General features: G+C 38.3%; 6 protein-coding genes. 2 read left to right on the top strand and 4 right to left on the bottom strand.

Annotated features, from left to right (window positions below; all coding sequences use genetic code 11):
- Positions 1-423: 423 nt before the first annotated feature.
- Positions 424-1,329, top strand: coding sequence for a hypothetical protein (locus CLOAM_RS06230; RefSeq protein ID WP_015425030.1), 906 nt, complete (start codon positions 424-426; stop codon positions 1,327-1,329).
- Positions 1,330-1,492: 163 nt separating this feature from the next.
- Here the strand turns inward: CLOAM_RS06230 and CLOAM_RS06225 are convergent, their stop codons facing one another.
- From CLOAM_RS06225 to CLOAM_RS09495, 4 genes are all read right to left on the bottom strand, one after another.
- Positions 1,493-2,782 (bottom strand): LPP20 family lipoprotein, encoded by a 1,290-nt coding sequence (locus tag CLOAM_RS06225; protein WP_044279246.1) that lies wholly within the window; start codon positions 2,780-2,782, stop codon positions 1,493-1,495.
- Between the two features lie 44 nt (positions 2,783-2,826).
- Positions 2,827-4,098: a CsgG/HfaB family protein gene (locus CLOAM_RS06220; RefSeq protein ID WP_015425028.1), complete on the bottom strand. Its 1,272-nt coding sequence runs from the start codon at positions 4,096-4,098 to the stop codon at positions 2,827-2,829.
- 321 nt (positions 4,099-4,419) lie between these two features.
- Positions 4,420-7,530 (bottom strand): T9SS type A sorting domain-containing protein, encoded by a 3,111-nt coding sequence (locus CLOAM_RS06215; protein ID WP_015425027.1) that lies wholly within the window; start codon positions 7,528-7,530, stop codon positions 4,420-4,422.
- Positions 7,531-8,343: 813 nt separating this feature from the next.
- Positions 8,344-14,034, bottom strand: a complete 5,691-nt coding sequence (locus CLOAM_RS09495; protein WP_083774678.1) for a S8 family serine peptidase — start codon at positions 14,032-14,034, stop codon at positions 8,344-8,346.
- A 251-nt stretch (positions 14,035-14,285) separates the two neighbouring features.
- Here CLOAM_RS09495 and CLOAM_RS06200 point away from each other — a divergent pair, with 251 nt between their 5' ends.
- Complete coding sequence (locus CLOAM_RS06200) at positions 14,286-15,224, top strand: aspartate carbamoyltransferase catalytic subunit (RefSeq protein WP_044279014.1); 939 nt, start codon at positions 14,286-14,288, stop codon at positions 15,222-15,224.
- Positions 15,225-15,226: the final 2 nt, after the last annotated feature.

Here is a 15,226-nt window from a genome sequence, read left to right as displayed (position 1 = left end):
TTTCGCAGATGACGCAGATTAAAAATGAGAATAGGTATGGGATGAACAGGATGATTTGGGCAGAGGGCAGAGAGAAAATAGGTATGGGATGAACAGGATAAAAGGGATTTACAAGATTTCTAGTATCAGTTCCGTAGGAATGACAGTTATTATAGAAGGGTTTCAACCCGGCGAGTAAGAGGAGAATAAAAAAAAGGGCTCACGCAGATTTTATTTGTATTTGGCAGAGAGGACTAAAAACAGAAAAGGACAAATGAAGTATGATATGCAGAAGTATAACTATATGGAAATAGTGTACCTTATATTTAACTCCAGCACTCCAGCACTCCCGCACTCCCGCACTCCAGCACTCCCGCACTGTATTTGTTTTTTGGGTTATACTGATTATTTATATTAGTATAAAGTGTAAAAAAGGATGATGCTATGCGTAAATACCGTTTATTTCTGGGTCTGCTGTTAATAATAATTGAGCTATCAGCATTTCAGGTATATTTACCGGAAGGTCAGGTAAAGGAAATTACCAAAGAGGATTTAAGCAAAGAAAAACTCGTTTCTTTCACTACTATCAGAGATAAAGATGGAGGACAAAAAGAAGAAACCTGGCAAGGTATTCCTTTAATTCCTTGGCTCAATTCTTTAACGAGCAGTTCCTGGCAAAATTTGCAAATTGAAAGTAATGACAATTATCTGCTTACATTTCACCGTTTAGAATTGGATGACAATAATGCTTATCTGGCTTTGAAATTGGGTGCAGAAGAGCTTTCGGAATATAATATCCGTTTAATTTTTACCCGCTACCGGGAAAATGCCTGGATGAGAAATATCAGATGCTTGCGTTTGCTGGATTTTATTCCTGTGCCCAAACCCAAACAAATATACTTTTGGGAGAAGGGTTTGCAGAAAAACGGCATTGATCTAAAATCCGGGGCAATTGCAATGAAGGACTTAATGCAAAAAGGTTTTAGCTTGGAAAGCGGGGATCTTATCTTTGTGGATGAACAATTTCGGAAGTTATGTTTGAATTATCCTCGTGAAATAGCCGATGCGTCTCTATTTATGGATTCCCAGGGACAATATTTTCTGGTGCCGGAATCTTCTTCCACTCTCAAAATCTCTTTTGAAAACGACCTTTCCCGAATTATCTATATCCAGTGTGGAGCAATTGCTTATCTTGCTGAAGACGCTATAGAAAATATGGAAAAAATAGCCCGAACTCTTGAATGGGACTGGCAGGGGGATTATTTATACTTGATTAAAGCCGAGAAACATAAAATCAAAGCAGGTGAAAAACCGATGGATATCAATGCGGATTGCTGGCTGGAATTTTAGAGTGAACTATCTCACGCAGATTGCTTAGCTTTTATTTTTACACCGAGAACACCGAAAACACCGAGAGCACCGAGAGCACCGAGAAAAGATTATTATCTCAACTTACCATTTAACTTCAGCACTCCAGCACTCCCGCACTCCCGCACTCCCGCACTCCAGCACTCTAAAACATAATATATTGTTCCACCAGCATAAACATCACTTTATCACAAATCTCATTCACCGCATTCAGTTCACTCATTTTCCTGGCTATTTCGGGTAAGGAAGCAGTGCTTTTAATTCCGGTTATGTTGGTGTTATAAATACTTTTGCCATTACCGGTTTGCAGGAGTTCAATATAAGCATCAGCTGTAGCAGAATATTGATTGAGAAGTGGAAGATAATTAGTGCTACGGTTATAGATATCTACTTTGAAAGTATAATCGCTGGTGTTTTGGTTTTCGGTAACTTCCAAATCCAAATCCTGCAGTTTCTTTACTAAAATATTGCGGAAGTCAGTTCCCGGAGTGTTATCAAAACTGTATTCAAGGTAAGCTTTGGGACGGCGGACATTTAATTTCAGGATGGCAGGCATAAATTGCAGATTATTAAACATTGTTTTAACTACGGTATTTTCCCTTCCTACCAGCCAAAAATCCTTATTCGGTTTGGCTTCAATGAATTGGGGATTGCTGAAAGAGGTTATGTGATTGATAATTAATTCCGCTTTACCGTTTTCATCTGTTATAGCTTGGGGAATGATTTCTCCTTTGCCACTGCTGAAATTGAAGCATACAGGAAAGTTAGAGCAGGGATATTCTTTACTTACAGTTTTGTAACTGACGGCAATATTAACCGTTTTGCGTTCTCTTTGCTTGGCTACAATGTCTATCTCGTTGGTGGCAAATTTAACGCTAAGGTTTTCCGGTAAACGGTTCAGACGATAGAATAGTTCATTATAGAGGTTAATCTCATTGCCTTTGTAAAGAGTTGTCAAATCCATATCGGTATAATCCACAATCAGTTCCAGTCCATGCAAAAGAGAAGCTATGCCGGAAGCGATATTAGAGGTGGAGGAATCAAAATCGGCAAGTAAATTCAATGCCTGAGCCATTGCCTGATTACATTGAGCTTTTCGCCAGGCAGAATATTCGCTTTTGGAAAGGCGATAGTAAGCCCAATAGTCATTTTTAGTTTCATAAGTGCCAACCAGTTGCAGGTCTTTGAGTATATTTTTACTGGAACTGCGTATTCTGCTGATTATTTCAGAGGAGGGGATGCCATTTTCTTCCGTTTCTTTTAAAGCAATATCGGAATCAATCTGCACGCTTATTTGAGTGGATATTTCCAGAATAGCGTTATTTCGGGCAAGTTCTACATAATTAGGTGCTTTACGGGGAACTTTTACAATAGCGATATAGTATTCATTATTATAGGGTCTTTCCACAATCCATTCCGGTTGCCGTTTTGCCATACTGCATGCGGTAAAGATTAAGAGCAGGAGGTATAAAAAACGCTTCACTGTAATAAATATCCGCTAACTTTATTAACTATCTCGTTTCCTGTATTTTTCAGCGTTTCCAGCACCATTTCGTTTACTGAAGGAGGAAAGGGTTCCGGCTTTTCCAGCAATTTTTTGGTGCTGGAACTTAAGGCACGGTCATCTCCTGAAATTTTTCTTGCCCAAGTATCGCTCCAGGGATTTTTAACTTCCACTGTCTCCTGCAGTAGTATTTTTCCCGTTTCCACATCCAGGATACTGTAGGAGGTGGAAATACTAACACTTGCTGTTTTGGTAAACTTACGGTAACGGAAATAGACCTTTCCTTTAATTTCGCGTTCCTGAGTGCTTCCTTCGTCATCGGTATATTCTTCAGTACGAAGAACAACCTCCGTTTCATCTTCACTTTGAACACTAACAGTTCGTTCCGGGGAAACGCTAATCTGTAAAATGCTGCCAGCGAGGATTTCATTAGCACCCAAAATTTGACCTAAATGAACGGAACTGGCATCATTCACCAAACCTGAAGCGGAAAGCTGTTGTTCTTTCATCACCGTTTCCAATTGGGAACGGGATATAATTGCTACGAATTCATTATTTACAGCAGCTGAAATAAGGCGGGAGACGATATGGTCGGTTAAAATATCACTAACAGCACCGTATTTTCCGGAAGTATTACTCTTATCAGTAAAGGGAGAAACGGCAATTCTTTTAATTGCCAGTTTGCGGCATTGTTCATATCTTAAATCGGCATCTTGATAATTGGGAATCAAAGCAAGCGCTGCCTTAAATTCCAAAGCTGCTTTCTTTTGTGTATACCTATCATTACTGATTTTGGCATAACGAATTCCTGCCTGATAATGCACTTCAGCAGCATTTTCTTTGCTTTGTTTTATTTGTTCCGTGTAATCGGGAATTTCAATGTTTACTCTATAACCTGAATAAGGATTTATCAAAGGAGGTAGGGATTGAATTTCTTCTCCGGTTTTTTGCAGAGCGGAATATTCCTGATAGACCTGTTCCCATTTATTTATTTCATCGCTTTGGATGATTCGTTCTATCTTTTTCTGTTCTGCTGAACGGTAACTTTGCCAGGATTGCACCAAAAGGTCTTGAGCTGTTGCATTATTCGGATTTTTCTTAAGGGTTTTTATGATATCCTGAATTGCTTCTTCGTAATTACCTTTGTTTAAGTTCTTTTGGGTCTTTTTGGAAAGTCGGGCATTTTGAGAGCAAGCACTGAAAATCAGCATGCAACAAAGAAGAACCGGAAATAACCGTTTTTTCATTAAAACTCCTGATAGGGATGAATAACTTTATTAAAAACATTTATGGATTGACAGGGGTTTGTGTCAAGCGGATTTTAACTGAGGATGATAGAACACAGATGACTGGATAACTGAATTTACTGGATATTTTCTGTAATTTAAGCCCAACTTTTTTTAGGATGTCTTGCCTTAGTCATTCCTGTGAAAGCAGGAATCCTGATAAACTAAAGCACCAAGACCACATTTTCTAACTGTCACGAGTCCTCACTGCCAAATAAGTTTGGGGGGAGGGTAAAATTTATTTAGGCAGTGACGACTCCTGACTTAATTTTCCATTCTCCATTACTTCAGTATAGCCATTTTGCGGATATATGTTTTAGAGCCAATATGTAAGCTTAAGATATAAATTCCGTTGCTTAAGCGTCTGCCATAACTGTCAGTTGCATTCCAGATATAGGAATAGGTGCCTTTTTCATAATATCCGTTTATTGGTTCACAAACCTTTTGTCCCCGGTTGTTGTAGACAATGGCTTTAACGGTTGACGGTTCCAAAACACCAAAACGGATAGTAGTATCGGGATTGAAAGGATTGGGATAAATACTGTTAATTCCTTCTAAAACAGGAATATTATTGCCATCAACACCTGGATGGAAGATTAATTCCTTAGGACCGTAGAAAGTGCTGTTAGCATTTATATCCATACATTCCAGCCAATAATAATAAGTTCCCGAGGCATCTATTTCTTTATCCGTATAAACATAATATTTTGGCTCGGATGTATTGGTGGCAGGAATAAAAATGCCTAAGTCCAGAGCAGAAGATAAATCATCCGAGACACCACGATAAATCCGAAAACCAGAAAGCTCCGTTTCACTTTGCGTTACCCATAATATTTGAACATAATTCTGATAATTAACATTTACAATAAAGGAAGATAGCTCCACCGGTAGGGTTTGATCTAATTCCGATAGAGTGAAATCAAAATAGACAATACCACTCATATCGGGACTGGTTAAGCCATCTGCTGTTATATATTTTTGGTCTCCAGCGGTCTGAACATCATATTCACCTTTCAAATACCAACCCTTGGCAGCATTATTGCGCAGCCACAATCTTAGTTTGGTGGAATTTGTTAAAGTAGAAGGAAAATACATAGTTGCCTGAAAAACATCGGTTACATAGCCGGAAGTATACCAAGTGCGAGCTAAACTGGAATCACTTGCCACATAATTAATATCATTAGTTAATCTGATATTCATTCCATAAAAAGTAGCATTAACTGAATATATATCGGCATCTTTATACTTGTATTTAATAGTATGGGAATTCATCTTTAGTCCACCGGAGTCAAAAGTCAAATTTGTTAGCGTAACATCATTCGGCAAATTAACTGTATTACCTGAACCGACATTAATTCTTAAAGTATATACTTCTGATGGTAAACTGGTTATACTTTGTGAAGTTACAGAAACAATATAATTTGTTCCTTGTGTTGTCATTTGAGGTGTACCAGTTCCATTATAAATAAACTGAGGATTTCCACTTGTAGCATCAAAAGAATTAATAGTTAAATTGTAATTACCAAGTTGTATCCATCCACTATCAAAATGTAAAGCATTACAGCTCTCATTTGCTGTTAAAGTTACTATATGTCCTGATTCTATATAAACTTTAGCCGCACTGGAAGTTGGTTTTAATGTAGCATCATTCCAATGAGTTCCATCCCTTGAGGATTTCCAGGTTGTTGTCCCAATCCATTTATGATTTGTGCTATCCCAAGTATTAACTGTTTCCCAATTTCCACTTGCGATACTGGCAAAATAATCACTTGCAGCTGTAGCCGTAGGAACTTCACCTCTACAAGCACTTGAATAATTTGCTCCATCATAAGTAAAAATAGCCGCATAATAGCGGGTGCTGGATTGTAAATTAGTAACTGTAACATTATTTCCTATTCCATTGAAAACACAATAGAATCCGGAAGAGCCAAGTTGAGTACCCTTATTGCTCCAATCTGCACTGGCAGTGTAAGTAATTGTTTTATCAGGCGTAGGAGGAGAGACAGCAGTATCTTCTTTTAGAAATAAAACATAGGTTAATGATCCCGAAATGCTCCAGGAAAGATTAAAACTGGAAGAAGTTACACTATCAAAAGTAACAGCAGCAGGAGGTTCTAGGTCTTGAGTTGTCTCAACACCCTTGGCAGGGGACGGCATATAAATATAGGTATTGGTAACATCGCTGTAATTGTATTCCATCACTTCCACTGTATAAGTAGTACTTTTAGTAAGACCCGTAACTATAACACTTGTGCCGGTGCCTTTATAAATACAATAATATCCACTTGAACCAATTTGGGAACCAGGATCCTGCCAATTAGTACTGGCAGTATAAAAAACTCCATTGTCTGCATTAACGGTGGCAACATCACCTGCTTTCATAAACATTATGCGTTGAGCAGCACTTCCAGCTGTGCAACTTACTGTAAATCTGCTTGGTCCCACATCCGAAAAAGTAACATTGGAAGCTTGAGTATTGGGGCTGCGCAAAGTTATGTTCACATCATCAATATGGATATCTCCATTTCCGCTTGCCAGATAAAATCTGAAATAGACATTAGTGTAAGTAGCGGTGTGAACATCAATAGAGTAAAACTTAAAACTTTTGGTAAGAGAATTTGCAGTATTAGAATAGGTTGTAATGGTATTCCAAGTAATAGCATCAGTACTATATTGAATTTCAAAAGAATACTGGCTACCAGTATTTTCCAAGGCAAAAAAAGTTATTAGTCCGGGTGTATTAACTTTCCTGGTATAAGCATAATCACCGGCAGGTTGAAGCTCAAGAGAATAAGCACCGGAATAAGCGGGAGAAGTTCTGGCAGCTCCATAAAAAGTCCAACCGCTGGGGGGCCAGGTTCCATCAAAATTTTCTGTTACTACCACATATTCCAGATATTGAGTTCCGCTTGCAATAGTTGAACCGCCTTTATAAACAGTTCCAGAAAAGATGATATCGTTAGTACTAATAGCTGGAACAGAAATAGTATGATTGGGAATAATTGATTGTGCAATATCAGCCGTTATCCAGAAATAATGATTACCATTACCTAAAGCTTTATTTAACCCGGAGAAAGTATGTGAACCTGTTCCTAAATTAGAAGTTAGAGATTTAATACTCGTAGCGCTGGTAAATGTATTAGCGGTATTGTAATAAAGCTCCAGTTTGTTTAATTCATTTGCAGTGTAAGAACCGGAGGTAGTGAAGGTTACATCTGTTAAAGTGCCACCACCACCAGTCATTTTAAGCTGGAAGGTGAAGAGACGCTTTTTTGTTAATCCTGCATTGGCAACTGCATCTCCAATTTGATTAGGAGAGCTTAATTCAGCGCTTTGTGAATAACCCAAAATGCAAACTATAAGCAGCATTAACAGCAAAAATATTTTTTTCATTTTTAACTCCTTCCCGCTTATTCCGTATGTATAACTTTTATCGTATAAGCAGTAACTAATTCATATATATTTTTATCTATTATGCTCTATTTAAATAATCAATATTCAAGATATGTCAAATGCTTTTTTTCAATGTTAATGGAATTTTTCTTTCTTAAATGATGTAACATAAAGGAATAAAGTTAGTTAAGGCAGTAAAAAAATATTTTTTTTGTATTCCTGACCAAGATTGAGAGGATTAAAAGAAATAATATATTTTCATAATGGATTCCTGCTTTCGCAGGAATGACAATGGGATTAATGGGATCATAATTATTTTTAATTAAATCCTGTTGATCCGTTTATCTGCATTTTCTTCTTTTATAATGTGCTAAAAAAACTGGTTATCCAGGAAACTATTTTTTATCTTAATTATGTTAAATATAAGGAAGTTAAGTATATATTTTGTCCCTTAGCGTTTTATTGATGTAATTGCTTGTTATATAGTAAATTCTCTAACGACTCCGTAACACTTCCGTAACACTTCCGTTGTCTCGTTAGGGAGTTGTTACTTGGTTGTTACTTAATTGTAAAAGGGTAAAGCAAGCCAAAAGAGGTGAAATAGTTTCCTGTTTATATATATACAGAAAGAGAAGTTCAGACAAGGAGTGAAAATGGTAAAAAAGAAGTATACGCGAGAAATATTGTTTTTTGAAAATTTTGACGGGATTTTGGGCAGAGGGCAAAGAGCGGAGGGCTAAGGGCAGAGAGCTGAGGGCATCTCAACCTCCTTAACCCTCTCAACCTTATTTTCCGTTTACTACATAATATTTTTTACTTTTCGGCAGTTACCTTGAAAAAGCGTTTAGAGCCAAATTCAGACAGGTTCAGGTTAATTTGTCTGCTACTGGCAGGCACTATTTGATAGAGGGTATAAGTTCCGTAGGGGTTTTCACTGGCGTAAATTTTGTAATTAGTAATCGTAATAGGAGTTTGGGATACGGAAAGAGTAACAGCATCCCACCGTAAAATATAGTTGTTTTCCAAGAACTCTAAAACCACATTTTGCGGAGAAAGTGGTGTTTCATCAATTACATTAAATTGAAAAACACTGCTGCTATCCACAAGGGGTCCGGAAGTCATTACCAGCTGCAAATCGTATTCACCCCAGGTATCAATAATCGTGTTCAGATTATAGTCGTTGGAAACAGGTATTCCATTCAAAAGCCAGGTAGCATAACTCTCGGGAGTGTTATGCCCAAGGGAATTATTGATAAACTGAAGAGGTTGTTGAACATAGAAAGGACCTTCCGGCGATTCAAAAACGGCACAATGATGATAATAGTAGCATCCTATATCGGCAATAGTTCCATCAGGGTCTGGTTCCGAATCAGGACACCCGGCATCAATACAAGGACTGTTATATGGCAATGCAAAATCAAGCTCCAAAGCATTCACAAAGTTTGGATTGGCATTGATATTACCAGTTCCGGGAAAGACCTGACTGCCATAGTTAATATCGTTGTAAGTAACATTATAAGTTCCGCTTACGCATTCAAAGGGATTATTCAGGGCAGAATTGCTCCAGACAATATTATTGATAAAATTCAGATGGGCAGAATTAACAACAGCGATTTTAGGATAACCATAGAGGGTATTATTGCTAAATTCAAAATTAAGTATATTATTCAGAGAGAGAGCTACACAATTCTGTAAAAAATCAGGTGGCACTTGGTCTTCTTCAATAACAAAGCTATTATGGGTTATAGGCATCAGTTCCGTACTATAGTTTTTCAGACCTGTTTGGCAATTTAGAAGAAGGGAATATTTCAGGTCCAGATTTCCTCCCGCGTTAATCTGTATACCTGTTTCCGCATCTTCAATTTGAACATCGCGCAAAACAGGTATTACATTACTCTCAACCAAAATTCCAATATTCTCCAATTCCTGCCTTAAAGTGCTGCTGGTATTGCGGATACGGATAAAATCCAAGGAAGGAGTTGCAGACGCTCCCGTTTCAGTATTTTCTATTTTAATTCCTTTATTGCATTCCTCAATTCTGACATCATATAAAACAGCATTTTCATTGCCTTTTAGTTCAATTCCGCATTTATCTTCATTTCGTAAGGTACTACTTGTATTACGAATGCGGATATGACTTAAGGAAGGAGTTGCGGACTGCTGAACATTGGTATTTTCCACCTTGATAGCTGTATTATAGTCCTTTATTTCGGCATTTGAAATAATTACATTGCTATTACCCTCAATTACTATACCCTTCGTATTTTCCTCTTCCTGGCGAGGCACAACAGAAGAATTTCGTAGCACTATGTTATTGATAAATGGCTCATTAGGAAGGATTTCGGCATCCCGAACAACTTGAATACAGGTGTGATAGCTTAAGATGGTAACATTATTTATGGGAGGACTGGCAACACCTGTAACCATAATTCCGGTGCCGTTAATTAAAGCAGTGGTATCTATGGGGGCTATATAGACAGTGTTAATAACAGGACTACAATTATTTACGGTAATAGCATTGACAGCATTCAGGATTTCACAGTTGGTAATATTGCTTTCTGTTCGGTTTCCTGTCGTTCCTGTAATTTCCAAACCACCCCAAAGCAAATCCGGAAAGCCAGGTGCAAAAGTGACATTATTGGCAGAAATGGAACCGAGAACATTGATGGGTTCATCATTCCACACTTGAATAACGATCCCTGGTTCAAAAGTTATATTTTGAGTGCTATCAACAACAATGGGCTCAGTAATGTTAAAAGGAGAGTTGTCAATTGTCCAGACAGCAGGTAAATTATCTGAATCCACAATTACTCCGGAAGTAATGTTCAGCAAAACAATTACCATTAAAGAATCGCTATCTTGAAGCATTCCGTCGGACACAGTAAAAGTGATAATTTCAGTTCCATACCAGTTATGCAAAGAGCTCAAACTAACCTGCAAACCGGTGATGGTAACATTGATATTGGTATTTCCACTACAAGTTAAGGTTAAGGGATCGTTATCTGGATCGCTTACATAAGGAGTAAAATCCACTAATAATGATTCATTGGCATTGAAAGAGAAATTTTCCGGTAAATTTATCACCGGAGGATGATTGGGTTGAAGAACATTCATACAAACAGGTAGGATTGTAAGTGGTTGAAAAGGATCATTGGAAGCGATGTTTAAGAGGGCATTATATATTCCGGGTTGGGTAGTTAAGGCAGAAAAATACGAGGTTATGGTGGCATTTTCACCTGGAAGAACTTCCCCCTGCATTGGCTCAAGAGAAAACCAGGGAATGGTAGTAACGATTTGACTAAGCGTAATTTGACCATCTATTTGATGCGGTTCACTGCCATAAACATCACCCTGAATAGTGTAAGACAGAATAAGGTCTCCATAAAAGACAGGAAGAATCGTTACATTTACAGTTGCGGTGGCAGATTGTCCACCCTGAACAACTCCCCAGCCACTGGTTGTTAGTCCGTGCCAGTGAATTGTGATGCCATTTCCGGAAGTTAAATCAGGAAGCATATCTTCAGTTCCGCCTGTAAAATTGGTAGCGGAATTGACAAGCACATTTGGCGGGAAAGTAATATATAAATCTTTCAGCCATTCAGCATCAGTGCTATTATTATAGAGAGTGAATGTCCAATCCAAAGTTGCACCCGGTTCATAATCAGCGTAGTTCAATGTTAAGGTGCTGCCTGCAATACTTTTATCAGCTTGGGTAATCTTTTGAGGATAAACGCTATCTTCGCTTATTGAGATTTGATAAGATAAGGGCAAACCACCCCTATTGGAAATAGTGAAGATTTGATTTGTCTGGGTGCCTGCATCCAAGGTTGCCGTCAATGAATTGGTACTCACTTCTATTACCGGAGGAAGATATGCATTGCCGGTAACTTGTAAATGAATAAGAGGATTGTTTTCAGCGTTACTGGATATAATTACATTTCCATTATAACTTCCTGCCGTAAGGGGAGAAAAATTTAAAATATAAGTATTGGATGTACCGGCAGGGATAGTAAAACTAAATGTATTGCGGCTAAGAGCATTGTTATCCGCTGTCAGTAAATTTATCCTTAAGCTATCCGAAACGGTAAAACCCTCGGGAGTTGTGATTGTTCCGCTTAAGGTTTCATTACCATAATTTTGGATGGTAAATTGCCTGGTTTGGGTTTGTCCTGCAGGAATACCGCCAAAATCAAGAGAACTTGGGTTTACTGAAATTTGAGGACCGATAGTAATTTGTTCTACAATAAGCTTAATATTGGGGCGTTGAAAAGATGTTTCTCCTCCTGAAAAAACATTGGTCTGATCGTTATCATCATTTCTTATGTAACGATAACCATTTCCTATTGAAGTAAATTGAACAGTCCCTGAACGATTATAACTGCTTGCCACTCCAAAAGCAGTATCTACTAAAAGGTTATCCTCTCCATTCCATTCAAAAGGAATGGAAAAATTATACATATTCCAACCGGTTTCAGTAGGTAAATAATTGGGATTAGAATAAACCGTCACTAAATTATCTGCATTAATCCAGGAGCTGACATTATCTGCAGTTGTATGTTTCATACGGACGACGAAATTAGGCATTGAAACTAAGGGTAAACCAACTATATTAAAACCAAGCCGGGTAATATTTACAGGACCGAAGATACCAGCAGCATTTAATTCTGCTTTAGTATAAACGGATTGACCGTGTAAACTTTTGTACCATACATTAACAGGTGATGCGCTTGTAGCTTCGGTAATATAGGTTCCTGTGCCAATAATAGCTTCTGAAACAGGTGGAGTTAAAAATATAGAGATTTCATTGGTTGCCTCATTATTATTATTATCCGTTGCCACTGCTTTAATGATATAGGTTCCAGCGATGAATCCGGTAGCATTCCAGTCCCAAGTATAAGGAGCAGAATAATCCGTATTATAAAGAGTGTTATTGATGTAAAACTTCACGGAAGTAATTGTGCCATTGATGTCTTCAGCATTTACATTGATAGTAATAGTAGAATTGAGAGCAAAAGTAGCACCATTTGCAGGGGAGGTAATTGTGCAGGAAGGCATTCCACCCAGAATGGTATTTAAAGCTGCATTGGCATTTACCATTCCATAACCGGTATATCTATCCCAACCAACTCCTCCGTCAGATGTCATATCGGTAGCAGATGAAGTAAGTATGGAAAAAATCTGAGCAGGAGTTAAAGAAGGGTCTTTGGAAAGCAGTAACGCAGCAACTCCAGCAGCATAAGGTGTGGCACAGGAAGTTCCGTTAAACCACAAATAATAATCCCCGCTGGTATTATAACCATTACCTGTTCCCGTTAGATCGGTAGCAGGTAAAATTGTCGGTGCCATAATATCCACGGCATTTTTATTATTCTGGGTAGCTACTCCGTAATTGGAACCCCACCAATATTCTCCATCGGAAGAGGAGGTACTTTTTCGCTGACCTGTAGGGCTGGCAGCGCCAACACTGATTACGGATGTTTGATTGGCAGGATACGAAATTGTAGAATTATTTTCGTTGCCTGTAGCCGCAAAAATAACTACACAGGCATTATAAGCATAATTTAAGGCAGCATCGGTGGAAGGAGAATCTCCTTCTGCTACATCTGTTGCCCCCAAACTCATACTGGCAATATGGGCATTATTATCAGCCGCATAAGTTAACGCATTCTCTATGGCTGTAAAATACATATCCCCATCGGAATCGGCTACTTTTAAAGGCATAACACTACAGCCACCGGCAATTCCTGTAATGCCTAAAGAGTTATTTGCTTTGGCTGCAGCAATTCCAGAACAGGCAGTTCCATGTCCTGGTTCTGCACTGTTGTCCATAGGATTGCTGTCATTATCACCAAAATCATAACCGGCTACTAAACGTAAATCCGGATGCGCAGTATCTACTCCGGAATCAATAATCGCTATTATAATATTGGCTGAACCATAACTCTGACTTTGATTCCAGGCAAGCTGAGCATCGCTGTCAAAACCGACAGTGCCAACTCCTGCACCGGTATGACCATAAGCTGTATAACCAGGAAGTTGAGCTGTATTATTATGACCCCAGTTATTAGTATAATAAGGATCATTGGGAACCGCTGCAGGATAGGCGATATATTCAGGAATGGCTGTTTCTATGTAACGATTGGCTTTAAATTGTTTAATAGCTTCTTCAACAGTTGTTTTGCCATTCAGTTTCAGTAAAAACCAGCGATCAAAACCAGTTTGCTGTTCCCAACTGGTGTTTTTTATGTTGCGGTGAGCCCGGATTATTTTTGTAGCCCCGGTTTGGGACATCAATTGATCAAGTTCGTTAATTCCGGTTTTGGATTTTTCAGCGTAAAGTCCCATAGGAAGATTTGCTCTACTTACTGCTTCAGCACTAAGCTTTATTTTTATTAGGTCCGTTGCATAAGGTTTCCTGTTTACATCCTTATATTGTTGTAAAGCAACGGCGGTTATGGAACTAAGCAGTAATAACATTAGAATAACACATAACTGTCTTTTCATTTTTCTCTCCTTCAAAAATCAGGATACCTAAATTCCTTTTTTACAAAAGCCCTCAATTTAGGCAAGCAATTTTTTTACCTGAAACTCGGTTATTTCAATATAAGCTTTATTATTCGCTCTTTTGAACTCCATTACACAGAAAATGTAATTACCTTATAATATAATCAAAAAATTCACTTGACCAAATTGGAATTTCTAATAAAAGGGAACAAAACCTTTAATCACAGCCGGTGAGCTGGAAAGGAGAAAATATGACCTCAACACCACAATTTGCAGGACGCTCTCTGTTTGACCTGGATGATTATTCCCGGGAAGAAATTATGTTCATTCTGGAAGCAGCTAAGGGAATGAAAGAAATCAACTTGCGGGAATACAAAAAGATTCCTACCTTAAGGGGAAAAACAGTGTGCACTTTATTCGTAGAAAACAGCACCCGCACGCGAATGAGTTTTGAATTGGCTGCCAATCGTTTAAGTGCAGATGTTGTCAGTTTTCAGTCCTCCATTTCCTCTCTGCAGAAAGGAGAAAGTTTACAGGATACGGTTTACACTTTAAATGCAATGGGCATTGACCTTTACTGCATTCGTCACAGCAGTCCCGGAAGCCCACAACTGGTAAATAAATATTCCGGTAAACCAGTTATCAATGGAGGAGATGGCAAACATTCACATCCCACACAGGCACTACTGGATATTTTTTCTATCTGGGAAAAATTAGGTGACCTGAAAGGGCTGAAAATAACCATTGTAGGCGACATTTTAAATAGTCGCGTAGTGCGTAGTAATTTAATTGGAATGGGAAAACTGGGTGCCAAAGTAACTGTTTGCGGACCTAAAACCTTGATGCCAGGAAATATGGAAAGTGTTTATGACTGCCGCGTAGAATATGATTTAGCAAAAGCTTTAAAAGATGCCGATGTTGTAATGGGCTTAAGAATGCAGTTGGAACGGATGACGGAAGGGCTTTTCCCCTCTCTGGAAGAATACAGCAAACACTATGTTCTCTCCAAAGAAACCTTGAAATATGCCAAAAGGAATGCTTTAATTATGCATCCCGGTCCTATGAACAGAGGAGTGGAAATTCTGCCGGAAATTGCAGATAGCAATCATAGTATCATTGTGGAACAAGTTGCCAATGGAGTTGCAGTTAGAATGGCTTTGATGTTTTTAATCTTAGGTGGAAAAGCATAAGG

Source organism: Candidatus Cloacimonas acidaminovorans str. Evry (genome assembly GCF_000146065.2).
Taxonomy (GTDB): Bacteria; Cloacimonadota; Cloacimonadia; order Cloacimonadales; family Cloacimonadaceae; genus Cloacimonas; species Cloacimonas acidaminivorans.
This window is presented reverse-complemented; position numbering and strand designations above follow the sequence as displayed.

Coding starts and splice junctions, on each gene's coding strand:
- CLOAM_RS06230 (WP_015425030.1), top strand. CDS start 424: ATGCGTAAATACCGTTTATTTCTGGGTCTGCTGTTAATAATAATTGAG.
- CLOAM_RS06225 (WP_044279246.1), bottom strand. CDS start 2,782: ATGGCAAAACGGCAACCGGAATGGATTGTGGAAAGACCCTATAATAAT.
- CLOAM_RS06220 (WP_015425028.1), bottom strand. CDS start 4,098: ATGAAAAAACGGTTATTTCCGGTTCTTCTTTGTTGCATGCTGATTTTC.
- CLOAM_RS06215 (WP_015425027.1), bottom strand. CDS start 7,530: ATGAAAAAAATATTTTTGCTGTTAATGCTGCTTATAGTTTGCATTTTG.
- CLOAM_RS09495 (WP_083774678.1), bottom strand. CDS start 14,034: ATGAAAAGACAGTTATGTGTTATTCTAATGTTATTACTGCTTAGTTCC.
- CLOAM_RS06200 (WP_044279014.1), top strand. CDS start 14,286: ATGACCTCAACACCACAATTTGCAGGACGCTCTCTGTTTGACCTGGAT.